This window comes from Flavobacterium sp. ACAM 123, assembly GCF_000264055.1.
Lineage (GTDB): Bacteria > Bacteroidota > Bacteroidia > Flavobacteriales > Flavobacteriaceae > Flavobacterium.
The window spans coordinates 1-26549 of the sequence record NZ_AJXL01000050.1 but is presented as its reverse complement, the minus strand read 5'-3'; the positions used below and the strand labels follow the sequence as shown (position 1 = coordinate 26549).

The 26549-nt window shown below is 34.3% G+C and carries 21 protein-coding genes and 1 pseudogene; 10 read left to right on the top strand and 12 right to left on the bottom strand.

Annotated elements, in window-relative coordinates:
- The first annotated feature begins 110 nt into the window (after positions 1–110).
- On the top strand, positions 111–386 hold the full coding sequence (groES, locus tag A3SG_RS0110600; protein WP_016989999.1) for a co-chaperone GroES: 276 nt from the start codon (positions 111–113) through the stop codon (positions 384–386).
- Between the two features lie 75 nt (positions 387–461).
- Positions 462–2090, top strand: coding sequence for a chaperonin GroEL (gene groL / locus A3SG_RS0110595; protein WP_016989998.1), 1629 nt, complete (start codon positions 462–464; stop codon positions 2088–2090).
- Between the two features lie 557 nt (positions 2091–2647).
- Here groL and A3SG_RS0110590 read toward each other — a convergent pair.
- From A3SG_RS0110590 to A3SG_RS0110570, 6 genes are all read right to left on the bottom strand, one after another.
- Positions 2648–3331 (bottom strand): DedA family protein, encoded by a 684-nt coding sequence (locus A3SG_RS0110590; protein ID WP_016989997.1) that lies wholly within the window; start codon positions 3329–3331, stop codon positions 2648–2650.
- A 391-nt stretch (positions 3332–3722) separates the two neighbouring features.
- Positions 3723–4286 carry an MBL fold metallo-hydrolase RNA specificity domain-containing protein gene (locus A3SG_RS22350; protein WP_232226348.1) on the bottom strand — a complete coding sequence of 188 codons (564 nt, stop codon included), beginning with the start codon at positions 4284–4286 and terminating at the stop codon, positions 3723–3725.
- Positions 4287–4910: 624 nt separating this feature from the next.
- Positions 4911–5126, bottom strand: coding sequence for a hypothetical protein (locus tag A3SG_RS22345; RefSeq protein WP_016989996.1), 216 nt, complete (start codon positions 5124–5126; stop codon positions 4911–4913).
- A gap of 30 nt (positions 5127–5156) precedes the next feature.
- On the bottom strand, positions 5157–5372 hold the full coding sequence (locus A3SG_RS21875; protein WP_016989995.1) for a hypothetical protein: 216 nt from the start codon (positions 5370–5372) through the stop codon (positions 5157–5159).
- Positions 5373–5952: 580 nt separating this feature from the next.
- The gene (locus A3SG_RS0110575) at positions 5953–6822 is read right to left on the bottom strand and encodes a transglutaminase domain-containing protein (protein ID WP_016989994.1); all 870 of its coding nucleotides are present in this window, start codon (positions 6820–6822) and stop codon (positions 5953–5955) included.
- Complete coding sequence (locus A3SG_RS0110570; protein WP_016989993.1) at positions 6812–9394, bottom strand: circularly permuted type 2 ATP-grasp protein; 2583 nt, start codon at positions 9392–9394, stop codon at positions 6812–6814. The genes A3SG_RS0110575 and A3SG_RS0110570 overlap by 11 nt, the downstream gene beginning before the upstream one ends.
- Positions 9395–9477: 83 nt before the next feature.
- Here A3SG_RS0110570 and A3SG_RS0110565 point away from each other — a divergent pair, with 83 nt between their 5' ends.
- Both A3SG_RS0110565 and A3SG_RS0110560 read left to right on the top strand, forming a co-directional pair.
- Positions 9478–10320 carry a transglutaminase-like domain-containing protein gene (locus A3SG_RS0110565; protein ID WP_016989992.1) on the top strand — a complete coding sequence of 281 codons (843 nt, stop codon included), beginning with the start codon at positions 9478–9480 and terminating at the stop codon, positions 10318–10320.
- A gap of 136 nt (positions 10321–10456) precedes the next feature.
- Positions 10457–13885: a DUF2126 domain-containing protein gene (locus tag A3SG_RS0110560; RefSeq protein WP_016989991.1), complete on the top strand. Its 3429-nt coding sequence runs from the start codon at positions 10457–10459 to the stop codon at positions 13883–13885.
- An 86-nt stretch (positions 13886–13971) separates the two neighbouring features.
- On the opposite strand, the gene A3SG_RS0110555 is transcribed toward A3SG_RS0110560, so the two are convergent.
- Positions 13972–14439 (bottom strand): exosortase F system-associated membrane protein, encoded by a 468-nt coding sequence (locus A3SG_RS0110555; protein ID WP_016989990.1) that lies wholly within the window; start codon positions 14437–14439, stop codon positions 13972–13974.
- Positions 14414–14965, bottom strand: a complete 552-nt coding sequence (xrtF, locus tag A3SG_RS0110550; RefSeq protein WP_016989989.1) for an exosortase family protein XrtF — start codon at positions 14963–14965, stop codon at positions 14414–14416. Before xrtF ends, A3SG_RS0110555 begins: the two co-directional genes overlap by 26 nt.
- Positions 14966–15037: 72 nt before the next feature.
- Here xrtF and A3SG_RS0110545 point away from each other — a divergent pair, with 72 nt between their 5' ends.
- The 3 genes from A3SG_RS0110545 to A3SG_RS0110535 all read left to right on the top strand — a co-directional run bounded on the left by A3SG_RS0110545 (position 15038) and on the right by A3SG_RS0110535 (position 18207).
- Positions 15038–15499: a GAF domain-containing protein gene (locus A3SG_RS0110545; protein ID WP_016989987.1), complete on the top strand. Its 462-nt coding sequence runs from the start codon at positions 15038–15040 to the stop codon at positions 15497–15499.
- 128 nt (positions 15500–15627) lie between these two features.
- Positions 15628–15894 (top strand): 30S ribosomal protein S15, encoded by a 267-nt coding sequence (rpsO, locus tag A3SG_RS0110540; protein WP_016989986.1) that lies wholly within the window; start codon positions 15628–15630, stop codon positions 15892–15894.
- A gap of 174 nt (positions 15895–16068) precedes the next feature.
- Positions 16069–18207 (top strand): polyribonucleotide nucleotidyltransferase, encoded by a 2139-nt coding sequence (locus tag A3SG_RS0110535; protein WP_016989985.1) that lies wholly within the window; start codon positions 16069–16071, stop codon positions 18205–18207.
- Positions 18208–18303: 96 nt separating this feature from the next.
- Here A3SG_RS0110535 and A3SG_RS0110530 read toward each other — a convergent pair whose 3' ends face one another.
- The gene (locus A3SG_RS0110530) at positions 18304–20706 is read right to left on the bottom strand and encodes a hypothetical protein (protein WP_157485412.1); all 2403 of its coding nucleotides are present in this window, start codon (positions 20704–20706) and stop codon (positions 18304–18306) included.
- A gap of 257 nt (positions 20707–20963) precedes the next feature.
- Here A3SG_RS0110530 and A3SG_RS0110525 point away from each other — a divergent pair, with 257 nt between their 5' ends.
- Entirely contained in the window at positions 20964–21929 is a 966-nt protein-coding gene (locus tag A3SG_RS0110525) for an OmpA family protein (RefSeq protein ID WP_016989983.1), read from the top strand.
- Between the two features lie 189 nt (positions 21930–22118).
- Here A3SG_RS0110525 and A3SG_RS0110520 read toward each other — a convergent pair whose 3' ends face one another.
- Entirely contained in the window at positions 22119–22685 is a 567-nt protein-coding gene (locus A3SG_RS0110520; RefSeq protein WP_016989982.1) for an RNA polymerase sigma factor, read from the bottom strand.
- Positions 22686–22894: 209 nt separating this feature from the next.
- Between A3SG_RS0110520 and A3SG_RS0110515 the strand changes: the two genes are divergently transcribed.
- Together A3SG_RS0110515 and rpe are read left to right on the top strand one after the other, a co-directional pair.
- On the top strand, positions 22895–23758 hold the full coding sequence (locus A3SG_RS0110515) for an RNA polymerase sigma factor RpoD/SigA (RefSeq protein ID WP_007137700.1): 864 nt from the start codon (positions 22895–22897) through the stop codon (positions 23756–23758).
- 709 nt (positions 23759–24467) lie between these two features.
- On the top strand, positions 24468–25130 hold the full coding sequence (rpe, locus tag A3SG_RS0110510; RefSeq protein WP_016989981.1) for a ribulose-phosphate 3-epimerase: 663 nt from the start codon (positions 24468–24470) through the stop codon (positions 25128–25130).
- Positions 25131–25213: 83 nt separating this feature from the next.
- Here the strand turns inward: rpe and A3SG_RS19670 are convergent.
- Both A3SG_RS19670 and A3SG_RS0110500 read right to left on the bottom strand, forming a co-directional pair.
- Positions 25214–25599, bottom strand: a pseudogene (locus A3SG_RS19670) (CBS domain-containing protein).
- Between the two features lie 169 nt (positions 25600–25768).
- On the bottom strand, positions 25769–26494 hold the full coding sequence (locus A3SG_RS0110500) for a zinc-dependent peptidase (RefSeq protein WP_255347703.1): 726 nt from the start codon (positions 26492–26494) through the stop codon (positions 25769–25771).
- Positions 26495–26549: the final 55 nt, after the last annotated feature.

Sequence of the window (26549 nt, the reverse complement as noted above, 5' to 3'; positions counted from 1 at the left end):
AATGCCAGCCTGTCAAAGCTGGCATTTTTTATAAGAAAATATGTCAGTTTATTAAGGCTGGCACAATTTCTGACTTTCATTGAACACTAATATAATTAAAAAATAAAATCATGGCTTTAAACATTAAACCACTTTCTGACCGCGTTCTTATAGAACCAGTCGCTGCTGAAACAAAAACTGCTTCAGGGATTTTTATTCCTGATACCGCTAAAGAGAAACCGCAAAAAGGAACTGTTGTTGCAGTTGGGGACGGCACAAAAGAACATACAATGACTGTGAAAATTGGAGATAGTGTTCTTTACGGAAAATATTCAGGTACTGAATTGAAATTAGAGGGTAAAGATTATTTGATAATGAGAGAAGAGGATATTCTTGCAATAATATAATTGCAAAAATAAATCTTAAATAACACAGACAAGTCGTAACTTGTCTCTTCAAAAAATTTAAAAAAAATAAAAAAAATGGCAAAAGATATAAAATTTGATATAGAAGCACGTGACGGATTAAAACGTGGCGTTGATGCATTAGCAAATGCGGTTAAAGTTACTCTAGGGCCAAAAGGTCGTAATGTAATCATTGGAAAATCATTTGGCGCACCAACGGTGACAAAGGATGGGGTTACTGTAGCTAAAGAAATTGAATTGAAAGACCCGCTAGAAAACATGGGCGCTCAAATGGTAAAAGAAGTAGCGTCAAAAACTAATGATTTAGCAGGAGATGGGACTACAACTGCAACTGTTTTAGCGCAAGCCATAGTAAAAGAAGGGTTAAAAAACGTTGCTGCAGGAGCAAATCCAATGGATTTGAAACGCGGTATCGACAAAGCAGTACAAGCTATTGTTACTGACTTAGCAAAGCAATCCAAAGAAGTAGGTACTGACTCCGATAAAATCAAACAAATTGCCTCTATATCTGCTAATAATGACGAAGTAATTGGTGAGTTAATTGCTACTGCTTTCGCAAAAGTAGGAAAAGAAGGTGTTATCACTGTTGAAGAAGCAAAAGGAACAGAAACTTATGTTGATGTTGTAGAAGGAATGCAATTTGATAGAGGATACCTTTCACCGTATTTTGTGACTAATTCTGAAAGAATGGAAGTAGAGTTAGAAGATCCGTATATTTTATTATACGACAAAAAAGTCTCCTCTCTAAAAGAATTATTACCGGTTCTTGAGCCAGTTGCTCAGTCTGGAAAACCATTATTAATTATTGCTGAAGATGTAGATGGTGAAGCACTATCAACACTGGTTGTAAATAAATTACGTGGAGCGTTAAAAATCGCTGCTGTAAAAGCACCCGGTTTTGGAGACAGAAGAAAAGCTATGCTTGAAGATATCGCTATCCTGACTGGTGGAACTGTAATATCTGAAGAAAGAGGATATACTCTTGAGAATACTACAATCGAAATGTTAGGAACTGCTAAAAAAGTAACTATCGATAAAGACAATACTACTATTGTAAGTGGTGCTGGAGAAGCAGACATGATTAAAAATCGTGTAAACCAAATTAAAGGTCAAATGGAAGCTACAACTTCTGATTATGACAAGGAAAAGTTACAAGAACGTTTGGCTAAATTAGCTGGAGGCGTTGCTGTTCTTTATGTAGGTGCTGCTTCTGAAGTAGAAATGAAAGAGAAAAAAGACAGAGTTGATGATGCATTGCACGCAACACGCGCGGCTGTAGAAGAAGGTATTGTTGCCGGTGGTGGTGTTGCTTTATTAAGAGCTAAAAATGTATTAAGCGCCATAAAACCAGACAATGCAGATGAGGCAACAGGAATACAAATTATATCTCGTGCTGTTGAGTCTCCATTAAGAACCATTGTTGAAAATGCAGGTCTTGAAGGTTCTGTTGTTGTTGCAAAAGTGGCTGAAGGAAAAGGCGATTTTGGATACAATGCTAAAACTGACGAATACGTGGATATGCTGAAAGCTGGTATTATCGACCCTACAAAAGTAACCCGCGTCGCATTAGAAAATGCCGCGTCAGTTGCTGGAATGATATTAACTACTGAATGTGCTTTGATTGACATCAAAGAAGAAAACGCAGGTGGAGGATCAATGGGTGGCGGTATGCCGGGAATGATGTAATATCAAACAAAATATATTATATAAAAAATCCGTCTCGTTCAATAACGGGACGGATTTTCCATTTATATTGGTACTCTACTGTAGACACTGTAAAAGTCATACGAATGGCAATAGAAAGTGCTAAGTCACTTGGAGAACTGCTTATTGTGCATTGGTCGACATCGAAGAAGAAAATGCACATGTAAATGCAATCGGTGGCGATAAGCTGAGCATGATGCAAAATCAACTCCTTTTATATAAAAAATCTTTCTCGTTTAATAACGGGACGGATTTTTATTTATGCTGGTGCTATAGTGTACACTGTAAAAGTAACAAGTATTATAGAAAATAACATCGTCAGTTGCTGGAAGATATTAACACTGAACGCATTGCTTTGACTGAGGTCAAACAAGAAAACGCAAGTTTAAATGAAATGGCTGGCGTATGCCTCGACTGATATAATATCAAACAAAACCAATTATATAAAAAAAACCCGTCCCGATCAATACGGCACGGACTTTCTATTTATTCTAAAATCTAATAAAAGCTACTGTTTTATCGTTTTCTATTTTATCTTTTTAATCTTCGGATTTCTTACTGTTTTTAGCAAATTTAATTAAAACAGGAGAAAGTGTTAAAATCACTAAACCAAGAATTATCAATTCGATGTGGTTCTTTAAATCTATTTGATAAGTATCCAGTAAGAAACCATATAAATAATGACCTGCAAAAATCAAAGTAAATGACCACAGAAAAGAACTCACTACATTGTAGTACATGAACTTCTTTTTATCCATAGTTACAATTCCGGCTACAATAGGCGCAAAAGTTCTGAATATAGGTAAAAACCTTGCAAATATAATAGCTCTGCCACCATGCCTGTCGAAAAAATCTTTAGACTGCACAAGATATTTTTTCTTGAACCAAAAAGTATCGGCTTTATTATATAGATAATATCCGCTTTTAGACCCAAACCAATACCCTACTATATTTCCTAGAATACCAGATATTGCAACTGCAGTAGACAATATTAAAACATTGATAAAAGGGCTCTCTATAAAAAGCACATTTTCTATTAATTCTCTATTATAAATTCCCGCTAAAAAAAGTAAGCTATCGCCAGGTAAAAAGAAACCAGCAAACAACCCTGTTTCTGCAAAAATGATAAATAACACAATATAAATCCCCATTTTCACCCCGTTCACATCAAAATGAATGTAAAAAAGTGGGTCTATTAAATTCTTCCAATCGAAACTATTCATTCTACGGATTTGTTGCTTAAATTATTTGTGCGTGAAAGTAGTTATAAATTAGTGCAACTACAATCTATTGTATAATTTTAAAGTTTAATTAACGATTGACCAATCGCTAAAAATGACTAACCCCATACTTAATTATACCTTTTATTAATTAACTATTTTTATTTTGGAATTTTAAAATAGATTCAATCCAAATATTTTTTTCTTAAAAATAATATCTCGAAGTTATTTCAAAAATAAAGTCCAAAAGTTTCTTTTTGGGCTTTCTAATTAATCATTCCCATAAAAGTTTAAACTTCAAACTCCTGCCCCATCAAAGTTACATTACAATCAAATCCATGATGCTCTCCTATTTTTATCTGGAGTTCATCTGCAGGGTGGTTTTCGCCATAAACTAAGAATACTTTTTTAGGTTTATTGCCAATGCTGAAAGCCAGTTGAGAAGTCCTTTTTGATCTGCATGTGCTGACAGTCCTTCTATTTCAAGAATCTTTGCTTCAACAGGATAATATTTCCCATAAATCTTCACTTCTTTAGCTCCTTGTAATAGTTTTCGTCCCCAATTAACTTCTGCTTGGTACACCTCAAGAATTACGGTAGTTTCAGCTAAACTAATGTAGCGTTCTAAATAACTTAGTATCCTTCCTCCAGTCACCATTACACTTGCGGCAACTACCACTTTAGAAGCTTTATTATAAATTGCATCAATTGTTTCTTTGTAATCCGTGATCATGGTGAACATCTTATTTATATTATTTATAGCTATATAATCTTCTAAAGATAACTTATGCCACTTTCTATTTTCAAAAAAAATATCAAAAGTACTTACTCCCATAGGCAAATCTATAATGTACAGAACGTCAGGGATTTTGCCCTCTTCTCTTAGTTGCCATAGCAAATACATAATCATTTGTGCCTGTTCTATTTTAAAGCTTGGTATAAAGACTGTTCCTCCCATCTTGAACGTATTATTAATATACATTTCTAATTACAACTTGGGGTCGCCGTCACGATGAAGACGATCTCCATAGGTACTCTCCAGAAATACATAATCTGCTTCTTTTGGCTTTGTGGGTGGGTACATTAAAACGTCATTATCACAGTTAATATCATCTAAAGAAACTACTATTTTATTTTCGAGTTTTAACTCAATACTACATGCCCCTATGATATGTCCCGTATTTACAAAAACAGCTGAGATTTCAGCATCTAAGAGAACCGATTCATTTGTATTGACAACTCTAAAATGCGAGAAAACTTTTCAGGCTTGTTCCACATTATAGAGCGATTCTGCGACTTCGTGTTTAGAATACTTTCCTTTGTTAGCTCTTTCAGCTTCCTCTTCCTATATTTTACCACTGTCTAAAAGAATAGTTCGGCAATTTCTTTCCTGGACCCTAACAGTATATTTCACCCTTAAAGCCGTGATCAACTAATCTTGGCAACCAACCGCAATGATCTAAATGTCCCTGCGTCAGAAGTACAAAATTAATAGTGGAAGCCAAGCCGAACAATGGCTGCCAATTCAGTTCCGCCAAGACTTTATTCCCTACAATAGTCAGCAATCTATTAAAATACGGACTCAATTACTTTCAACTACTGTTTTTGAACCTGTCACGGTTCCTGAAGCCCCTATAAATTTTACTTTCATGATTCCGTTTTTAAGATTAAAAAAAACCTGTGTTAAATGCATCTGACTAAATCCGACTTCTTTTAAAACGTTTTTAATTCTGCTAGCACTCAAACCACTTCTACCCAATTGATCCGAATTATTTACTAATTCTCTCGCTAAAATCATACTTAATATCAATAATTTATCTTCTTCAGCCTAAGATAATGTAGTCAGACCGGTGACAGGATATAGACAATCGATATCGTTCTTAGTTTTCAAATTATTGTCTTTCGGATAATCCCAGCTTAGTAAATTCAACCCTGAACATTTCGCAAAATCTAAAGCATCAGAGGTAAATCGATTATTGGTTACAATCCAGCGTTTTGAAATGGTTTCATTTTTCGAAAAAACAACCTGTTTTCTTTCTTTCAAATCATTAAATCTAGAAAAAGCGTCTAAGGAAATCTTTACGTTTGACTTATTTTCTCTTGCAGAATGGAATTTACATTCAACTATTTATAGCTGATTGTCTTTCTTAATCAAAACATCAATTTCATGCAATACACATTTACCAAACAATGTTAGATTAGTAACCATTTGATAGCCTTCCGAATCAAAAAGACGTGCGATATATTTATCGAAAAAGAAACCTGCTGGCCCTAATAATTGTAACCCTAACCTCAAATTATATCGGGCAGCATGTGAATTAGCTTCTTTTTTAAGTAAAGCAAAAGCGCGTTTGTAAATCTTTTTTGTGGCTATTCCGTCGAAGATTTCTTTACTTATTTTTATGTAAAATATCCTACACTATCAACTCGTCAGCTCTATATTTATCAAGTTATTTCCTTAGTTTTTATGGATCAAAATCCAAACCATCTCCAGAATTTTTTATTATCTTCATACCTACAAAACACTAATTATCAAACAACTATGCCTAATCAAAGGAAAACAAATCTAATATTTAGCTCTATGTTTAGAAAGCAGAAATAGATAATTAAAACAACTATTTTAATTATAAAATTGGGATTACATCAACTTCCACTTTTACTTTATGTTCTCCTGAACTAAAAATGATTCCTTTTAATGGGGAAATATCGGAGTAATCACGCCCATAGGCAGTAACAATGTGACGTTCCCCTGATATTATACTATTTGTAGGATCAAATTCACACCAGCCCATTTCCGGTACGTAAACAGAAACCCAGGCGTGAGAAGCATCAGAACCTTGCAGCTTTACTTTGCCTTTTGGCGGAAGAGTTTCTAGATAGCCACTTACATAACGAGCAGCAAAGCCCAAACTTCTTACGCAAGCAATCATCAAATGGGTAAAATCCTGACAAACGCCTTTTCGGAGTTTTAAAACTTCACTTAACGGTGTATTTATTGTAGTGGCTCCTGAGTTAAATTCAAATTCTGTAAATATCTTTTCGGATAACTTGGCAATTGATTCATAAAGCGATTCATTAGGAGCCAAGCAAGTTTGTGCAAAAAGTTTTATCTCTTCATTCCAAAAAATAAAGGGACTTGGAAGTTGAAATTGTAATAATTCATTTTTTAGTAACAATTTAGTACTAAATAAATGAAGTGCTTCAGCACAAGTAATGCTATTAGCAACTAATAATTTTGGCGGAAAAACCTCAATAATACTAGTGGCAATGACTTGCAAAACTTTATGTGGTTTTAAAATCGAAAAATAATATTGAGTGTTCCCAAAATAATCCTTTCGCTCAAATAAATTTTGAGGATTGGGTTCTATTGTTAGTTTAAAATCTTCACAATTTTGCCTTTCTGAAGTTATAGGATGCAAACAAACAATACATTGATAATTATGGATAGCATCAGTATATATGTAGGACGTTTTATGTGTTAATTTATATTTCATCAGAATTATTTTTGTCTGTAGCTAAAAAGGAAAGTTGCATCACCGAATGATTAAAATATAAACTTGATAAGCTACTAGTTACAGATGAAATTAATTCAGAGACGATATTAATTGTACTATCTAATGATTTTCTAAAATCATTTTCGTCCGCCTGTTCTAAAACTATAGGATCAATTAATTTAATTATAGTACTTGCCTCTAACACCTTCTTTTCAGCAATACTCAACTGGTTGATTTCTGATTTTTTTGGTAAATTAGAAATATTATACGAAAGTGTGTCCAAAATGTAAGCTAGTGTGTAGGGCGAATTTTTCTCTAAAAATAACATATTTAGGACTGTAACTAAATTTAATTGTGATTTGTAATTACTGCGATATTGAGCTAATAAGTTATGATTTTCTAAAACAGATTCTAATAAAAGCTGTTCTACCTCTTCCCTTCTTCTAAAACAAAATAAAGTTTGGAGAACTGAAATAAGTGATAAAAAACGTTCGATATTTTTTCCAGCTTCAAACAAATAAAATCCGTTTTCTCTTGGAGATGTTTCATATGTATTCCCGTAAAATGCCATCATCCGGATGTACAGTTTATCTAAAGCATGAGTTGTTTGATTGAGGTTATGCTCATCACAACTTTTTAAACCAATCAAACTCTCTTCTATTAAATAGACAATTCCTTTGGTGTCATTATTCCATTTTTCGCTAATATGATTTATTGTATACAAGAGCGATTGAATATTATAAGTTAGCGATCCCTCTTTTTTTGAATCATTAATCAAAGGAATCAACTCCGCCAAGGGTTTTTCAAAAGTAGCTTCCTCTTCCACTCCATCTTCACCAACAAAGCCAGGATACGATTGTGTAAGATGTGTAACTGCTTTAAGTAAAACGACTAAAAATTCAGGTTGTTTTTTTCCATTACTACTTACGTTTTCGTTTAATTTATTAAAAATTATTTTTAAGAAGCTAGTTAACGCCATTGTTCTTTCAGACAATCTTCCGACCCAGAATAAATTTTCAGCATTTCTACTTGTCAAAGCCGTACTTATAGAAACTTGATTGGTTCTTTTAACTTCAATACTATGTTGCTGCTGCTCTTGTGGCTTTTGTAATCCTTGTAGACTATCAGAGATAATCCAGGTATCTTTTGAGATCCCTCCAAACTGATTCGATATTTGGAATTTATCCTCTATGACTGAACTACGAGTAAGTCCTCCTTTCATCACTTTGTAATTGCTACCATCAGAAATTAAAAAAGCCCGAATTACTGCTAATCTAGGAAGAATTTTTCCATCAATTAAAGAAGGCGTCGTTGATAAACTTACTTCTTCTTGAGCTACATACTCTTTTGGATTACTTAAAATCGTAGCCTTGAGCTCTTTTAATTGCTCTTTATTTAATTTTCTTCCGTAGACAGATTTAAACCCTAAATCTCTATTCGTCTTTTTAATAATTAGTTTTGGTAAATTATTCAGAACATAGCTTAGCTCCTTAGCTTGACCACACCACCAAGTAGCGGTTGAGTTCATAATTAGCGGCTCTTTCAATAAAAACTTACAAGCATTCTGAATAAATGCCATCAGTCCGTGATTTTCTAAAACTGAAATGCCTGGAGGATTAATAACAGAAACATTCCCTAAACGCATCACTTGCAATAATCCTGGAATTCCTAATAGTGAATTTTTATTAAGCTCTAACGGATCGCACCACTGGTCATCAATACGCTTAATAATTACATCTACACGCTCTAATTGATCAATGGTTTTCAACCACACATATCCTTCACGAACCAGTAAATCACCTCCTTCTACTAATTTAAATCCTAAGTAGGAAGAAAGATAAACATGCTCAAAATAGGTCTCATTTCCTGCTCCCGGGGATAAAAAAACCACATTTGGATTTTCAACACTGCTACCAAGTTTTCCAACTGTTTTTTGCAATTCAGTAAAATAGGGACTTAATTTACCGCGGTGAATGTTTTTGTTGAGTTGCGGGAAAACATTTGCCATAACAATTCTATTTTCAAGAGCATATCCCGATCCTGAAGGGGATTGAACCCGATTATCCAACAACCACATCTTTCCATCTGGACCTCTCGCTATATCACATGCTAAAAGTGAAAGTTGGTGAAATTCCTTTTGTTGTATATCAAAACAAGGTCTTAAAAAACCAGAATTATTAAAAACTAGTTCTGCTGGAATAATATTATTTTTAATTAACAGCTGTTCTCCATAGATATCCTTATAAATCAGATCTAATAAGTTAGCTCTTTGAATAAGCCCCTTTTCAATTGCAGTCCATTCAGATTGATGAATTACAAAAGGAATAGGATCTAGTTTCCAGGGACGAACTAATTCGTTTTCTGAGTCATAAACATTATAAGTAACTCCATTTTCCTTGAGTTTATTGATGATTTCTTTATTTCTGACCCCTAATTCATCCATCCCTACCGCTTCCAAAGTAGCAAAAATAGTTGCCCAGTAGGGTTTTACTTCTCCACTTTTATTAATAACCTCATCATAGGAATTAATTGTTTTTTTATAGGAATCTAAAAAAGATATAGGTGTATTCATCCACAGTTTTTGTAAGGGGCGAATTTACATTTTTTTTTCACAAATTCATCATGTTATATTCTAATATACAGTACTTTTGCTTGATGAAATTTAGAATCAAAGCAGTCCTCTCCTACGACGTATATACTTCTAGCACATGCATTTTTAACATTCAAGCATTAGAAAATTCTCGCATTCAAAAAATTATTTCAGAGTCTCTTGAAATAGCACCTCAATTGCCTTTTAAACAATTCTCCTTACCTGAATCAAAAATCAGATTCATTACAGTACAAGCTAATGAATTTGTACCATTTAAAATAAGTTACCAAGGTGAAATAGAGGTTGAATTTAAAATCATAAACAAAGAAACGCTAATTAAAAACACTTCTATTTTTGATTTAGATAATAAAATAGTGCCTTACTTGTCTCCAAGTAGACTTTGCCCTTCTGACAAATTAATGAAATTGTCTTTTAAACTTTTTGGCTATTTACAATCTGATATTGAAAAAGCAGTTGCGGTAAATGATTGGATATTTAACAATGTTGATTATGTTCCAGGTACAACTGACGCAAGCACATCTGCTTATGACACCTTGAACCAGCGAGAAGGTGTTTGTAAAGATTTTGCTCATCTTGGAATTGCCCTTTGCAGGGCGTTGAACATTCCTGCACGCTACTTCACTTGTTACGCTACAAATATTAATCCGCCAGATATTCACGCTTGTTTTGAGGTTTACATAGGTGGGCAATGGATTCTATTTGACCCCACCCGCTTATCAGACTTAAGTAGTTTAGTCAAAATTGCTCATGGAAAAGACGGGTCAGATGTTGCCGTTGCAAATCTTTTCGGAAATGCTTCTTGTACCTATATGAATATTGAATGTGAAAAATTGAATGGAGACTCAAATCCATTATATGCTTCAGATGATTTTTTTATTTCTTATTGAAATAAACTTAATTCAAATTATCCTCAAATTTTTATTGCCTAAACGCTCATTATCGTTACTATTTTTTTTTATTTCCTCAAAACCTATATTAATGGCATATTTTTAATTAAATTGTCAAAAACAAAACACGTACATCATGGCTGTTAAAATTGCGCTTTCCCACAAAACAACTTATAAGTTTGACCGAAGTGTTAAGTTATTTCCACATGTTTTTAGGCTTCGTCCTGCTGCACATTCTCGAACAGCTATTGAAGGCTATACTTTTAAAATATCTCCAGAAAATCATTTTATAAATTGGCAACAAGATCCTTTTGGAAATTACCAAGCCCGTATCGTTTTTCCAGACAAAATTAAAGAGTTAACAGTAGAAGTGGAAGTCATTGCAAAACTGCAAGTGATTAACCCATTTGATTATTTTGTAGAAGAATATGCAGAGAAATTTCCTTTTACATACGACCAAATGCTTCAGCAAGAATTGACTGCTTATCTAAATTTAAGCGAAGAAAGTCCTATTTTCCTAAAATTCATGGAAGGCCTAAAACCAAACAAATCATTACCCACTAATGATTTTTTAGTATCAATCAATCAAGCCGTTTACAAAGAACTCAGTTATAACTTACGAATGGAAGTTGGGGTGCAAACACCAGAAGAAACTTTACGTATCAAGAGTGGATCTTGCAGAGATTTTGCGTGGCTATTGATTCACGTTTTACGCCACTTTGGGTTAGCAGCACGATTTGTATCTGGCTATATTGTACAATTAGCGCCAGACGTTAAATCCCTAGATGGACCATCTGGTCCTGAAAAAGATTTTACCGATTTACATGCCTGGGTTGAAGTTTATTTACCTGGTGCAGGATGGATTGGACTTGATCCCACTTCAGGCCTTTTTGCAAGCGAAGGACATATACCATTGTGTTGTACACCACATTATGAAAGTGCAGCTCCTGTAACCGGTGCTACAGAAAAATGCGAAGTTAGTTTTGATTTTGAAAATACCGTCACTCGTATTCATGAAGACCCTCGTGTAACAAAGCCCTATTCTGACAAGCAGTGGGAAGATATTATGCAGGTAGGAAATGATGTGGAAAAGGATTTGATTGAAGGTGACGTACGCTTAACAATGGGAGGGGAACCCACTTTTGTTTCTATCGATGATTTTGAAGGTGCTGAATGGAACACCGCTGCTGACGGTCCTTTGAAACGAAAATTAGCTTATGACTTGGCACTCCGTTTAAAACAGCGATTTGCTCACGGAGGACTTATCCATTTTGGACAAGGAAAATGGTATCCTGGAGAATTATTCCCACGCTGGCAATATGCCTTATACTGGAGAAAAGACGGTTTGCCATTATGGAAAAATGATGCTTTAGTAGCTAAGGAAGGAGAAACAAAATTTAACTTCCACGATGCAGAAAAATTTGCAACTGAACTTACTAAACATTTAGGAATTGACTCTAAAAACGTAACTCCAACCTATGAAGACCCAATCTATTGGGCTTTAGAGGAAGGAAAGCTTCCTGTAAATTTAGATCCTTTAAAAGTAAATTTAAAAGATTCTGTAGAACGACATAAGCTAGCCATGCTTTTAGAAAAAGGCCTGAATAATCCAGCTGGATTTGTTCTACCAATAAGAAAAGATCACATTGCTGATAATTGGGAAAGCTGTGCTTGGGAATTTAGAAGAGGAAATTGTTTTTTAGTTCCTGGTAATTCCCCAATTGGATTGCGCTTACCATTGGATTCACTTCCAAAAACTTCCAAAAACAAGAGAGAAATTGTTGTGGACAGAAGTTTATTCGAAGATTTACCTGCTTTAGGTGATTATGACGAAAAAGTAAAAAAACGGTACGGTACGATTTCGAAACTATTTGAAGCGGCAAAAAGGGTTTTATCCAAAAAAGAAGAGAAGCAGAAAAATAACGAGAAAAAAGAGGAACCCTTATTTGAAGTTGACACATTTATTACAGCAATGTGTATAGAAGAGCGTGATGGAATGCTATATGTTTTTCTACCACCAACAGATTATCTAGAGGATTATATCGATTTAGTTACGTCGATAGAAATTACGGCAGAAAAATTACAAATGCCAGTACGAATTGAAGGTTACCAACCTAAAACCGATTACAGAGTTGAGAAAATGATGGTTACTCCAGATCCTGGGGTGATTGAAGTGAATGTGCATCCCGCAAAAACATGGCAAGAAATAGTTGACAACACCTCTGCTTTATACGAAGAAGCCTTTTTATGCCGATTAGGAACAGATAAATTCATGGTTGACGGTCGTCATACTGGAACCGGTGGAGGAAATCACGTCACACTAGGAGCTGAAAAACCAGAAGACAGTCCGTTATTAAGAAGACCCGATTTATTGCGAAGCTTAATCACGTATTGGCAACATCATCCCGTTTTAAGCTATTTATTTGCAGGCCCTTTTATTGGACCTACGAGTCAAGCGCCTAGAATAGATGAAGGAAGAGATGAGAAGTTATACGAAATGGAAATTGCGTTTGAACAAATTCCAAAGGATAAGGAAGTGCCGTTTTGGATGGTGGATCGAATTTTTAGAAACCTCCTGACAGACATTACTGGAAATACGCATAGAACTGAATTTTGTATCGATAAACTATATTCGCCAGATTCATCAACGGGACGATTAGGTATTTTAGAATTACGAGCTTTTGACATGCCGCCACACAAGCATATGAATTTAGTTCAAAATTTATTAGTTCGTGCCTTAGTGGCTAAATTTTGGAAAGAGCCTTACGAGAAAAAATTAATTCGTTGGGGAACAGAGTTGCATGATAAATTTTTACTCCCTCATTTTGCTTATTTAGATATGATTGACGTGGTAAACGATCTAAAAGATTCTGGATATAAATTTGATATTTCTTGGTTTGACCCATTTTTCGAATTCAGATTTCCACATCATGGTAATGTTAGTATTGATAATATTCAATTAGAAATCCGATTAGGAATAGAACCTTGGCACGTACTTGGAGAAGAACTTTCTAGTACAGGAACTTCGCGATTTGTAGATTCATCATTAGAACGTTTGCAAGTAAAAGTTAGTGGAATTGTTCCAGATCGTCATATATTATTGTGTAAAGGATGCAGAATTCCTTTAAGGAGTACAGGAACAAAAGGAGAATATGTAGCTGGAATCCGTTACAAAGCCTGGAATCCACCATCCGCATTGCATCCAAATATAGGTATTGACGTGCCGCTGGTTTTTGACCTAGTAGATACTTGGAACAATAAAGTTATTGGTGGATGTACTTACTTTGTAAATCATCCTGGAGGAAGAAGTTTTGACACCTACCCTGTAAATAGCTTTGAAGCAGAATCGAGAAAAATGAGCCGTTTTTGGGATTTTGGTCACACTCCCTCTACTTCCATTGAGGTTAGAGAAATAGGAAAAGAAGCCATATCAAATCAAGCTGCAACTTCTAGGTTTCTTGTAGAATCTAAATCAGAACTAAAACCCGATACTCCTATTGAACTTATTAATCCTGAATACCCGTACACGTTAGATTTAAGGCATTATTGGAAAGCAAAGAAATAGATTTAATTAAAATACATCTATTGTGTTGAAATCTGCAACTATTTAAAAAGCGTCAACTTAAGATGCTTTAAAATATTTGCAGATTTTTAATTTTTACCATTCTCAAAGAATCTCTTGTCCCATTTTTGATAATAAAATGCGGGAATGAATAAAATCACAAAAATGGGCTGAATAAGAAAGCGACGAATATAAAAAAGCATCAAGTTATTCTGAGCCCCATAGAAATAAATTACGACGTAGAATAAAGAGACTAAAATTAGAAAGAAAAAGACATAGAGAATGGAAGCGAACTTAATCATCGTAAGGTCTCTAAAAATGGTGTAGAGTAAACCTAATGACAAAACCATATTGAACACATAACGAAATAACAGTCCTAACAGCAAATGAAACGAATCATAAGAAGGTAATGGTAAAGCATTAAAATCACGTTTAAAATAATTTAAAAAAGGATCATAAAACAATAGGTCTTCATAAGCGCGCACCACTACAAGTGCTAGTACAAAAACCAATCCCAAAAGAATTCTTAACTTATTTAACAGCAGTACTTTTAGCATATAATGAAAATTTACGGACCCAAACTATCCACAAGATGAAAACCACACCATAAATAAACAGAGGAAATAACACACTATGAAGCAAACCCACTTGACCTGGTAAATGATAGATCAAGACAATCAACATAGCGATTCGAAAGACATTTAATATATAAATCACGACACTCCCCCAAAAAATAAAAAGCAACGTTGGTTTTAACTTCCCTGAAAACGAAACAACGAATGAAATAAATAAAATGATGATACTAATCGCATTACATCCTTCGATTATCCGGGCAACATACTTGTGATTATAAATTAATTTAATGAACGTTCCTTCTATATTTTCTTCTGTAGCTACATCCGTTGGAAACAAATCCAGCAACTGCTCTGTATTCCTAGCTACTAAATTAGTAATAGAATCGATTTTATTATTTTCAAAACTACCTAAAAATCCTTGATATAGTAAAGTAAGGACAATAAAAGTCAAAAAGAACTTGGTCAAAAAAAGTAAGAAAGGTTTATAAACAATAAAATATTTTTTCAAAATCTATTTTTTAACAAATTTATATAATTTTTAAAAGGGACTTTAAATACTTTTGTAAAAAAATCAGAAAATATGACGTTTCAGGAATTACAACCAAAGGTAACTGCAATTACATTGAATAATAGTCTTTCCAGAGACGAAAAATTATTATCGGTCTGCCAACTTTTAAAAGACAATATAGACTACTACAACTGGGTTGGATTTTACTTTGCAAATCAAGAATCTAAAACATTGCATTTAGGTCCCTATGTAGGAGCTGAGACAGACCATACTGTTATTCCTTTTGGCAAAGGAATTTGTGGACAGGTGGCAGTTTCTAATGAAAACTTTGTTGTCCCTGATGTGGCAGCACAAGACAATTACATCGCCTGCAGTTTCACGGTAAAGTCTGAAATTGTGGTCCCCCTATTTGTTGACGGAGAAAATATTGGTCAAATTGATATTGATAGTCACGTAATTGATCCTTTTACAGAAGCAGACGAACAGTTTCTAGAATTTGTAAATCAAGAAATTGCTAAAACGTTCACAGTGTAGTAAATTACATTTTATTGCGGTCAATCTTAGATAAAATTTATATTGCCGTTATGAAAATAAATATTATCTTTGCACCCGTCATACAATAGCTGTGTGGCATACATAAAAATCATTAAACAAATATTGGAATGTATTTAACTAAAGAGATTAAAGAAGAAATCTTCGCACAACACGGAGAGAAAACAAACACAGGAAAAACAGAAGGCCAAATTGCTTTGTTTACGTTCAGAATTACGCACCTTACTGAACATTTGAAAAAAAATCGTCATGATTATAACACAGAACGTTCATTAGTATTGTTAGTAGGAAAGAGAAGATCTTTGTTAGATTACTTGAAAAAGAAAGAAATCAACAGATATCGTGAGATTATCAAAGTATTGGGTATCAGAAAATAATCAATATATTAAAGAGGCGCGAGAGTGCCTCTTTTTGTTTTTACCCCTACACCCCGTAAAGGGGCAAAATTAAAAATAAAAAAAGTTTGGTTTTTCATTGGGTTTTAGGCATTAACTACGCAAACAACAACTACAACACAACTAAAACCCATGTTTAACTAATAAATTAAATTTATGATTCCACAATTATTTGTAGAAAGTATCGATTTAGGTGATGGGAGAACCATTACAATCGAGACAGGTCGTTTAGCCAAACAAGCGGATGGATCTGTAGTAGTAAGAATAGGTAAAACTGTTATTTTAGGAACAGTAGTCTCTGCAAGGAAAGCAAGTCCAGTAGATTTTTTACCTTTAACGGTAGATTATCGCGAAAAATTTGCTGCAGCAGGACGTTTTCCTGGTGGTTTCTTCAAAAGAGAAGCACGACCAAGTGATAACGAGGTATTAACAATGCGTTTAGTAGACCGTGTTTTGCGTCCACTTTTCCCGAGTGACTACCATGCTGAAGTTCAGGTAATGATTCAACTAATGTCTCATGATGATGATGTTATGCCAGATGCTTTAGCAGGTTTAGCAGCATCAGCTGCTTTAGCTTTATCTGATATCCCATTTGCAACATTAATATCTGAAGCTAGAGTTGGTCGTATCGACGGAAAATTTATCATCAATCCAAGCCGCGCACAATTAGAATTGTCAGACATCGATATGATGATTGGAGCTTCTATGGATTCTATCGCAATGGTAGAAGGTGAAATGAAAGAAATTTCAGAAGCAGAAATGCTTGAAGCGATTAAATTTGCTCACGAACATATCAAAAATCAAATTTCTGCTCAACTTCGTCTACAAGCTGCTTTTGGAAAAAAGGAGGTTCGTACTTACGACGGAGAAAGAGAAGACGAAGCAATTCACGCTAAAGTAAGGGCAGCTTCTTATGACAAAATTTATGCAGTTGCAAAAGCAGGTTCAGCTAAACACGAACGCTCAGCAGCATTTGCAGAGATCAAAGACGAAGTTAAAGCCTTATTTACTGAAGAAGAACTAGCTGAAAATGGAGATTTAATCTCTAGATATTTCTCTAAAACGAATAAAGAAGCAGTTCGTAACGTAACCCTAGACTTAGGAACACGTCTTGACGGAAGAAAAACAACTGAAATCAGACCTATTTGGGCTGAAATCGATTACTTACCATCCGTTCACGGATCTGCCTTATTTACTAGAGGAGAAACTCAAGCATTGGCAACAGCTACTTTAGGAACATCTAGAGAAGCAAACCAAATAGATTCTCCATCTCAACAAGGTGAAGAGCGTTTCTACTTGCATTATAACTTCCCTCCTTTCTCAACAGGTGAAGCACGTCCTTTAAGAGGAACTTCAAGAAGAGAAGTAGGTCACGGAAACTTAGCTCAAAGAGCTTTGAAAAATATGATTCCTGTTGATTGTCCTTACACAATTCGTGTAGTATCTGAAGTTTTAGAATCTAACGGTTCTTCTTCCATGGCAACCGTTTGTGCTGGTACATTAGCACTTATGGATGCTGGTATTCAATTGATTCGTCCCGTTTCTGGAATTGCAATGGGGTTGATTACTGACGGTGATCGTTATGCTGTATTATCTGATATTCTTGGTGATGAAGATCACTTAGGAGATATGGACTTTAAAGTAACTGGAACGTCTGTAGGAATTACGGCTTGCCAGATGGACATCAAGATTGACGGTTTGAAATACGAGATTATGGAAGCAGCATTGTCGCAAGCTCGTGATGGTCGTTTACATATCCTTGGAAAATTAATCGAAACTTTGGCATCTCCAAAAGAAGATGTTAAAACTTATGCTCCAAAAATTATCACAAGAAGAATCCCTAATTCGTTTATTGGTGCGTTGATTGGGCCTGGTGGAAAAGTGATTCAAGAATTACAGAAAACAACAGGAACAACAATTGTGATCAATGAAGATCCTGTTACTGAAGAAGGTGTTATCGAAATCTTAGGAACAGATCCTGCTGGAATTGAAGCGGTATTGGCTAAAATTAAGTCAATCACTTTCAAGCCACAGATGAATGTAGCATATGATGTTAAAGTAATCAAGATGCTTGATTTTGGTGCAGTAGTAGAATACCTAGAAGCTCCAGGAAATGAAGTATTGCTTCACGTATCTGAGCTTGCCTGGGAACGTACAGAAAATGTTGCTGACGTTGTGAATATGGGCGATGTTTTCCAAGTGAAATACTTAGGTATGGATCCAAAAACAAGAAAAGAAAAAGTGTCAAGAAAAGCACTTATGCCAAGACCTCCACGTGAGGAAAGTAAAGAGTAATCAGATCTTAGTTTACTAAAGGTTCATTTATAAAAAACCCTGTTTCATTCATTTGAAACAGGGTTTTTGTTTAGGTGAATTCAATCAATTCAGATTTTAAAAATCGAGACGATACCCTAATGCAAACTGATTGTATTTAAAAAAGTTCCTAGTAGTAAAGTCTGTAAATAATCTTCCTTTACCAAATTTTAAGTTTGTTCCAACAATAATATTATAGACCGCTTTCAAATCACCATTATTTTTTATAAAACCAGCTCCTATTCCCGCATACGGAGTCATATACGTTGAAGAACTAACCGCATTAAAGGGGTATATCAAATTACCCGAAAGACCGAAAGTACTCGGATCTGCAACTCCATAATAGAATTCAGGCATGAATTCTATTTTAGAATTCCTTAGACCGTAATTAACTCTCACTCCAATATTGAAAGTGGTTTGCCCCCCAACATTAACTCCTAAGTAGCCACTCGCGCCTTTATAAGTCATCTTATCGGATGCGATTTTTTCACTTCTAATAAATCTACCCGGTACATTAACATCCTCTCTCACTTCAACATAATTATCTTCATTTTGCATAATATCCGTTCTTTGGGCAGAAACTCCAGAAGGGTTCACCACAACTACTTTATCTCTTTCCGAAGGAGTTGCAATTAACATGTCAATCTTCTTAGTATTTAACTGTGATTGCACTTTTAATTCATCAAGTTTAGTCATCAGATCTTTATTTTGAGCTACATCTCCATTGGATAAGTTCAATTTTTTGTCAATAGCTGTACTGCCATTATTTTGTAGAATAACTTTTTCTAAAAAATCAATTCTGCGGTTGAGCTCTTCAATTTCTGTGGACTTATTTTCCCGCTTTTGAGATGGATAAGTTTCTCTAAGAATTCTATCAATCAACGATTCTAACTCCGTAGGAGACATTTTTATTAACTCTTTGCTTTGCTTTTCAACTTGTTTCTCTTGTACAATCTCAACTTCTTTAACTACCTTTTTTTCCTCTGCGGGAACAGTTGTCGATAAATTAGATTTTTTACTTACTGTTTCAACCTCACTCAATGCTTTTTTCGTCTCGTTCTTTTGCTCTAATACTTCTACTGCCTTATCAGTATTATTTTCTTTATTTGCCAATTCTAATTCAACCTGTAAGGAGTCAAGTTGTGTCTGGTACTTTTCTTTAAGAGTAGTTAGCCTCTTATTATTGTTGACCTTATTTGCCTCTATTTTTCTCTGATATTCTGCTTCAGTAATTTTATTTTGAGTCATTAATGCATCATCTAATTGAGATTGATATATCGTTTTAGGATCTTTAGACTTTGCACCAAATGTCAACTTAATACCTGCATTGTACATCATGTGTGTTTGCAATTGATCGGGTCCTCCCAAATCTTCAATATCCTGCGTAGATGTTACCATTCCTCTTGCTCCACCCGTAATCAAGATATTTTTATGTAAAGGAATGTTCAACCCTAAACCAGCAGAAGCGAATTCTTCACCTTCAACCTTGACGTCATTGACACCTAAATAACCTCCTAAAGGATTTATATACCCACCCCCTAAAACAAGGTAAGGAGAAACTCCCGCGCCGTCATTTAAACGCGCTCTAAACTCTACCCCATACATCGCTAATTTGTCGAAATTTGTTGAAATACTTTCGTTTTCAGTTGCTTCAAGATAGAAAACCCTTATGCCAGTATAAGAATCGAAATCGAAACCAGCATAACCTCCCAACAACCAGGTATTTCTAAAAGAAGAATTATTATCAAACTCAATATAATTTAAACTAGGTTCAACTACAAAACGCAATCCTCTAAAACCATCTTTAAATTTCTGCTGATATGCTTTATCAAGTTCTGATAAAGTTCCAGGTTGCCTACCTCCTAAATAGAATTGTAAGGAACCCTGAACTGACCAATTAGAAAGTAAATTACTCGAAAAGTCATTGTCCGTTACACCAAAAGTAGTTTTATCAGCATTCGACAATAAATTTTTACCCGAATCAAAATTATATTGCGTATTTTTCCCTTCAAGTGAGAACACAATTCTGTCTGAAAATTTTGTTTTAATTCCTAAACCAAAACTGGCATATATTTGATCAAAATCATTACCACCGTCAACTTCTATATTTTGGACTCCCGTCCCCACAATTACATAAGGACTAAAAGTCCCCACGCCTATATTAGCTTTAAATTCACCTCCCCACCTGCTTAATTTAATATCTCGCGCATTGAACAAACTACTGGAAAAACCATTAATTCCAAATTTGTCGAAATTAGTTTTAAGATCTATTGACTGCAAGTAGATCGCTCTTAATTCCACATATTCTCCAAAACCAAAACCCAACTTTCCACCTAATAAAGTGCCGTCTTCTAAACCAGATTTATCATCCCACCAAGTATACTCTGCAAATGGAGAAATTGTAAAACTAACATCTTTAACTTGTGCAAAACCAAAACTGGTAAAGAAAAAAAATAGGATTACATGACTAATGTTTTTCATAATTTTAAATTTAAGGTTTCTATTCAAATGATACAGCTGTATGTAATTCAGTTTTTTATTTCCAAGCTTAGCCTTATCGACTATTTTCGTTACTACTATTGAAATATATGTTATCTTGTTTCTATTGATAATTGTAGCTTTTACGCTTTTGAAAAAAACATACATCTTTTGGACACCTCTTTTAACAAAAAGTCACATATCGTTTTATTTGTGACTTTTTATTGAATTAAGTGTCACATATAGTAAAGAATAGATTTATGAAAACTACAGCAATCATAATAGCGCTTTTCACTTTGTTTTGTACCACAGGGCAATCGCAGGAAAAAAAGGAGAGTACAATACTAATTTCAGAAGACAATCTAATTTCTTTGATTAATAAAATCAAAGAAACACGGGACGCTATACTTTTGGCGAATAATAACAGCAGGCAGAATGACGGATCTATGAAAACAATCAATGATAAATCTAAAGAAAAAATAACAGTACAAGACTATCAAATAAGCGCTATTTACGCCAAACTTCAAACATTAGAATACGATATTAAGCAACTAAATACAGCTATGAATAGTGGCCAAAAACAAACGACCAATAAAGAATCTGTCACTGTTATTACTCCTCCTTCCAGTGTTACAAATACTGTTTCGTCACTCCCGAACGGTAGTTATAAAGAAAGTAATCGCTTTACTCAAGAAATAGTAGCACTTGAAAAAAAAATAATAGCTTTGAAAGAAGAAGCAAAAGAACAGTCATTTCTACAAAACAAAGTTGAAAACGATAACCGCCCTAACAACAACTATAATGAATTATTACGGTTATTAAATTCTAAAAATAACTCTAAAGACACCTTGGTAATCGAACAAAAAGAACTATCAGACTACGCTGAATTAATGGAGAAATTCGACAGCTTTAAAAGCGAAGTGTATTTCGACAATAATTCTAAAATAATAAAAGAAAATCAATCGAAAACTCTTGATCAAATTATAACTATCCTCAAATCAACAGAAAAAATAGATGTATATTTGAAAGGTTTTGCTAGTAATATAGGTAATCCACTTTATAATCAAAACTTGTCGGTTCAAAGAACAGAAACCGTGAAAAAGTATTTGGTAAAACAAGGAATTCATCCTGCTCGCATATTAACTCAATACCATGGCATAGATTATAGCGAAACTAAAGATGAACTGGCGCGAAGAGTTGAGTTGTCATTCATAATTAGAAAATAACTTTTAACAGCAAAAGAAGTTTCAATTCAGAAATTTATTGAACAAACGTCCTGAAAAATCTTTATGCGAAGATAAGTAACAGCTTCCATAATACATGGAATTTTTTACTAACCTATAGCGCCTAATAATCTTAAACCTAAAGAAATAAACACTATAAACTGTTTTGTAGCACTACTAAAAAAATTATTTTTAGTGTAATTCGTTCGTGTTATATACTTTTGCTATTTCGGCTTTTGCTCTCAAAATTCGCATTTTAACAGCACTTTCTGATAGCCCTAAAACTTCTTGTATTTTCTTTCCAGAAACATTATCTATATATTTCATCTTCAAAAGCATCCTTTCTTCCGGTTTAATTTTTGTCAATGCTATTTCTAATTGATCTACCCTCGCTTGATTAAAACCAGCATCACTTATCTCAGAAGCTAAACTGTAATCTTCGATTATGGGCTTTGAATTCGCCGTTATTTTTCGCTCTCTATTCCTATTGAGATAGTTAATACCAAAATTAGAAGTTACCGCATACAACCAAGTTGAAAAACAGGAAGTCCCTTTGAAAGTGGAAAGTTTTATAAAAACATGTAAAAAAACATCTTGCGTTAGATCCTTCGCCTCATCTTTAGAATGAACAAAACTATAGCATTTGCTAAATACCGCCTGTTTGTATCTATCGTATAAGACTTCGAATAAAACAAGATCTTTAGCCTCGCAAATTTGCGACACCAATTCTTCGTCTGTTATTTTGTAGTTTTTACCCATGCTTTTATTTTTAGAAAATTAAATAATCCAACAAAATCAAATCATACTAAATATACAAAAAACAATCAAAAAAAAATACAATTATTTGAAATTCAGATTATTAATACTGTTTGTTATTTATTATTTAAAAAAAAAGAATCCTTTTGTAACTTTAACACAACTTCCTACGTATAACTATTTGCACACTTAAAAACTGAGGACACAAAAACATGAGACAACTTAAAATCACCAAGCAGGTAACTAATCGTGAAACTGCTTCATTAGACAAATATTTACAAGAAATTGGAAAAGTTGACCTTATTACCGCTGACGAGGAAGTAGAATTAGCACAAAAGATTAAAGCTGGGGATCAAAAAGCCCTTGAAAAATTAACAAAAGCAAATTTACGTTTCGTTGTTTCGGTAGCAAAACAATACCAAAATCAAGGGTTAACACTCCCTGATTTAATTAACGAAGGAAATCTAGGTCTTATTAAAGCGGCTCAACGTTTTGATGAAACACGTGGTTTCAAATTCATTTCTTATGCTGTATGGTGGATTCGTCAATCGATACTACAAGCTCTGGCAGAACAATCTCGTATCGTTCGTTTGCCATTGAATAAAATTGGTTCTATCAATAAAATCAACAAAATGTATGCCTTATTAGAGCAATCTAACGAGCGTCCGCCATCTGCTGAGGAAATTGCAAAAGAACTAGATATGACTGTAAACGATGTTAAAGAGTCTATGAAAAACTCTGGTCGTCATTTATCAATGGATGCGCCTCTTGTTGAAGGAGAAGATTCTAACCTATACGATGTACTACGTTCCGGTGAATCTCCAAATCCCGACAGAGAATTAATCCACGAATCGTTGCGTACTGAAATTGAGCGCTCATTAGAAACATTGACTCCAAGAGAGGCTGACGTAGTGCGTTTGTACTTTGGACTTGGTGATCAACACCCAATGACTTTAGAGGAAATTGGAGAAACTTTCGACCTGACTCGGGAACGTGTACGCCAAATTAAGGAAAAAGCAATCCGCAGATTGAAGCACACTTCTAGAAGTAAAATACTAAAAACCTACCTAGGTTAAAAATATAAACGCCAAAAATAAATTCCAAATTCCACTTATTAGAATTTGGAATTTATTTTTTGGTACTCTACAGCAAACAACAGTTTGATTGACTGTTCGTTTTTTGATTGATAATTGAAACTCCGGCTAATTACCGGAGTTTTACTTTTTCAGCAAACTCCAGTCTGTTCGCAAAAGCTCGGGTTTCCGGAGTTTTACTTTTTCGGCAAACTTCAGTCTGTTCGCAAAAGCTCGGGTTTCCGAAGTTTTACTTTTTCAGCAAACTACAGTCTGTTCGCAAAAGCTCGCGTTTCCTTAGTTTTATTTTTTTAGACTGAATTTGTTTCACTTTCTAAACTTCAAAATTGAATATTCTATGTTCATTGTTCACCATTCTTTACCTTGAAGCATCCAACCAAGAATTATGAACTTTAAAATAATATTAGTGTAACCCTACGTAAAAACTTCGGGTCGGGATTTCCAGTATAATCTTTTTTATTTACTACGCTATCGCTCCATAAATAAAAAAAGATTTTCAGTACAAATAAAATTCACTGAACTCCTATAAAAATAGAGACAAAGTGAAGTAATCCCGTACGCATTATAACCGGTTCATCTCGAAGTTGTCTACGTAAAAAACTTTCGCATTTGTTTTAAATAACCTAATTTTGCAGAAAATACAACTTTGTAAAGACGCACTGCATTGCGTCTCAATATAATAAGCAACACAATGAAAAACACACTTATTGCACCATCAGTATTGGCCGCCGATTTTGGAAATCTGCAACGCGACATCGAAATGATTAACCATAGTGAAGCAGATTGGTTTCATATTGACATCATGGATGGTGTTTTTGTTCCCAACATTTCTTATGGAATGCCGGTATTGGAGGCGATTAACAAACATGCTAAAAAAACGATTGATGTACATTTGATGATTGTTGATCCTGACCGCTATATCAAAACCTTTGCTGATTTGGGTGCTAATATACTAAGCGTTCACTATGAAGCTTGTACACACCTTCACAGAACGTTACAAGCCATAAAAAATGAAGGAATGAAAGCTGGAGTAGCAATTAACCCACATACTAATATCGACCTTTTAGAAGACGTTATAAACGATATCGACTTGGTTTGTATCATGAGCGTGAATCCAGGTTTTGGAGGACAATCCTTTATTGAAAATACGTATGCAAAAGTTCAAAAATTGAAAGCCTTAATCATTAGAAAGGGAGCTACAACACTTATAGAAGTTGACGGTGGTGTTACTAACAAAAATGCAAAGCAACTTGTTGAAGCTGGAGCGGATGTTTTAGTGGCGGGAAGCTTTGTCTTTAAAGCGGAAAATCCAACCGAAACTATTGCTGATTTGAAAAAATTGACGGCTATTTAATAAATTAACAACATTTTATAACACAAGAAAAGTCCCGTACTAAAAGCTTAGTCCGGGACTCTCTTCTATATTACTTCATTGTATTACGAAAGCAAATAGCGAATTAAATCTGTTGTAGTAATAATCCCCGTTAAAATCTCATTATTACAAACGGGCAAAGCATGAAATTCATTTTCGGATATAATTTCAGCAGCTGCTTTTATAGTGGTTTCTAACGAAATTACTATAATATCTTTTGCCATGACCTGACTGACGGTAAACATGTTAAAGACAATAGATTCTATAACTTCTGCATCGCCATCGACCGCATCTACATAGGAGACAACCTCAGCAAATCAGTATAACTAAGCAATCCCACTATTTTGTAATTATCGACAACAGGAATATGTCTGATCTTGTGCTTTTTGAATAACGCTTCAGCCTTAGTTAAATCATCAGAAAGATTCAGCTTAATTATATTTTTAGTCATAATTACAGACACCGGTACATTCTGTTTCCTCACATCATAGTTTTTAATTATACTTAAATTTACAACTAAAAAAGTAAAAATAAATAACAAACTATGCTAATCAAAAACCGATAGAGACAACATCTTTATTGACCAACACCTGTATAAATCCATTTGTAAAAAGCTAGATTTATGACTTTAAGTCTTCTTCTTTAAAATTAATCATATTCATTACATTACTATAAAGGTCCGGAAACTCTTTCTTAAAAATCTGCGGTGTTTCAAAGAAATGTTCTAAAATTACTGCCAAAAATTCCACCTGATTCGTATAAGCATAAATCCTGAAGTAATTAGATGCCACAAGTTCGTCCAATATGTAAGGCTGGATTAAATATTCTTGTATTTTGACATAGGCACTGCAGAAAACGACACTGCTTTGGTCCTTGCCCTTCAACCCATGAAAGTACAAAGCATGCGCAAATTCATGCAGACCAAGATTCCGATTGTCACTTTTAAAACGATATCCCTGCTCAAAATCTTTCCACGAGAAAACCAAAGCTTTGACTGCGGGATTAAATTCTCCTTTATGATACTCCTGATTAATTGTGGAGAAATAAGGCTCCGGATAAATAATAATTTTATCAAAAACATCAATAAGATAGTGTCGCATCCCAAAAGTCAACATTACATAAGTGGCAGCAATCAACACTTTGCTCTGATCCGTCACAACAAAGTTTTCTCTACCAAAAAATTTATATTTTGCCATAAAGGCTGCCATACGATGCTCAAAAAACTGCTTCCTCTTTGCAGTCAATTTTTGGTAAAAAATATATTCCCTTCGCAGAGTATCCCGTTGTACAGGACTGAGATTTCGTTTAAAAGGATACCAATGAATATAAAACGGTTTATTGAACACAAACACATATAGCGGTTCAAAGATGAGCCTAAAAAAAAAAGGAACGAAAACGAAC

Coding starts and splice junctions, on each gene's coding strand:
- A3SG_RS0110590 (WP_016989997.1), bottom strand. CDS start 3,331: ATGAATAGTTTCGATTGGAAGAATTTAATAGACCCACTTTTTTACATT.
- A3SG_RS0110515 (WP_007137700.1), top strand. CDS start 22,895: ATGAGACAACTTAAAATCACCAAGCAGGTAACTAATCGTGAAACTGCT.
- A3SG_RS0110520 (WP_016989982.1), bottom strand. CDS start 22,685: ATGGGTAAAAACTACAAAATAACAGACGAAGAATTGGTGTCGCAAATT.
- A3SG_RS22350 (WP_232226348.1), bottom strand. CDS start 4,286: ATGGGAGGAACAGTCTTTATACCAAGCTTTAAAATAGAACAGGCACAA.
- A3SG_RS22345 (WP_016989996.1), bottom strand. CDS start 5,126: ATGATTTTAGCGAGAGAATTAGTAAATAATTCGGATCAATTGGGTAGA.
- A3SG_RS0110535 (WP_016989985.1), top strand. CDS start 16,069: ATGATTCCACAATTATTTGTAGAAAGTATCGATTTAGGTGATGGGAGA.
- A3SG_RS0110560 (WP_016989991.1), top strand. CDS start 10,457: ATGGCTGTTAAAATTGCGCTTTCCCACAAAACAACTTATAAGTTTGAC.
- A3SG_RS0110575 (WP_016989994.1), bottom strand. CDS start 6,822: ATGAAATATAAATTAACACATAAAACGTCCTACATATATACTGATGCT.
- rpe (WP_016989981.1), top strand. CDS start 24,468: ATGAAAAACACACTTATTGCACCATCAGTATTGGCCGCCGATTTTGGA.
- A3SG_RS0110555 (WP_016989990.1), bottom strand. CDS start 14,439: ATGCTAAAAGTACTGCTGTTAAATAAGTTAAGAATTCTTTTGGGATTG.
- A3SG_RS0110565 (WP_016989992.1), top strand. CDS start 9,478: ATGAAATTTAGAATCAAAGCAGTCCTCTCCTACGACGTATATACTTCT.
- A3SG_RS0110570 (WP_016989993.1), bottom strand. CDS start 9,394: ATGAATACACCTATATCTTTTTTAGATTCCTATAAAAAAACAATTAAT.
- A3SG_RS0110545 (WP_016989987.1), top strand. CDS start 15,038: ATGACGTTTCAGGAATTACAACCAAAGGTAACTGCAATTACATTGAAT.
- groL (WP_016989998.1), top strand. CDS start 462: ATGGCAAAAGATATAAAATTTGATATAGAAGCACGTGACGGATTAAAA.
- rpsO (WP_016989986.1), top strand. CDS start 15,628: ATGTATTTAACTAAAGAGATTAAAGAAGAAATCTTCGCACAACACGGA.
- A3SG_RS0110525 (WP_016989983.1), top strand. CDS start 20,964: ATGAAAACTACAGCAATCATAATAGCGCTTTTCACTTTGTTTTGTACC.
- groES (WP_016989999.1), top strand. CDS start 111: ATGGCTTTAAACATTAAACCACTTTCTGACCGCGTTCTTATAGAACCA.
- A3SG_RS0110530 (WP_157485412.1), bottom strand. CDS start 20,706: ATGAAAAACATTAGTCATGTAATCCTATTTTTTTTCTTTACCAGTTTT.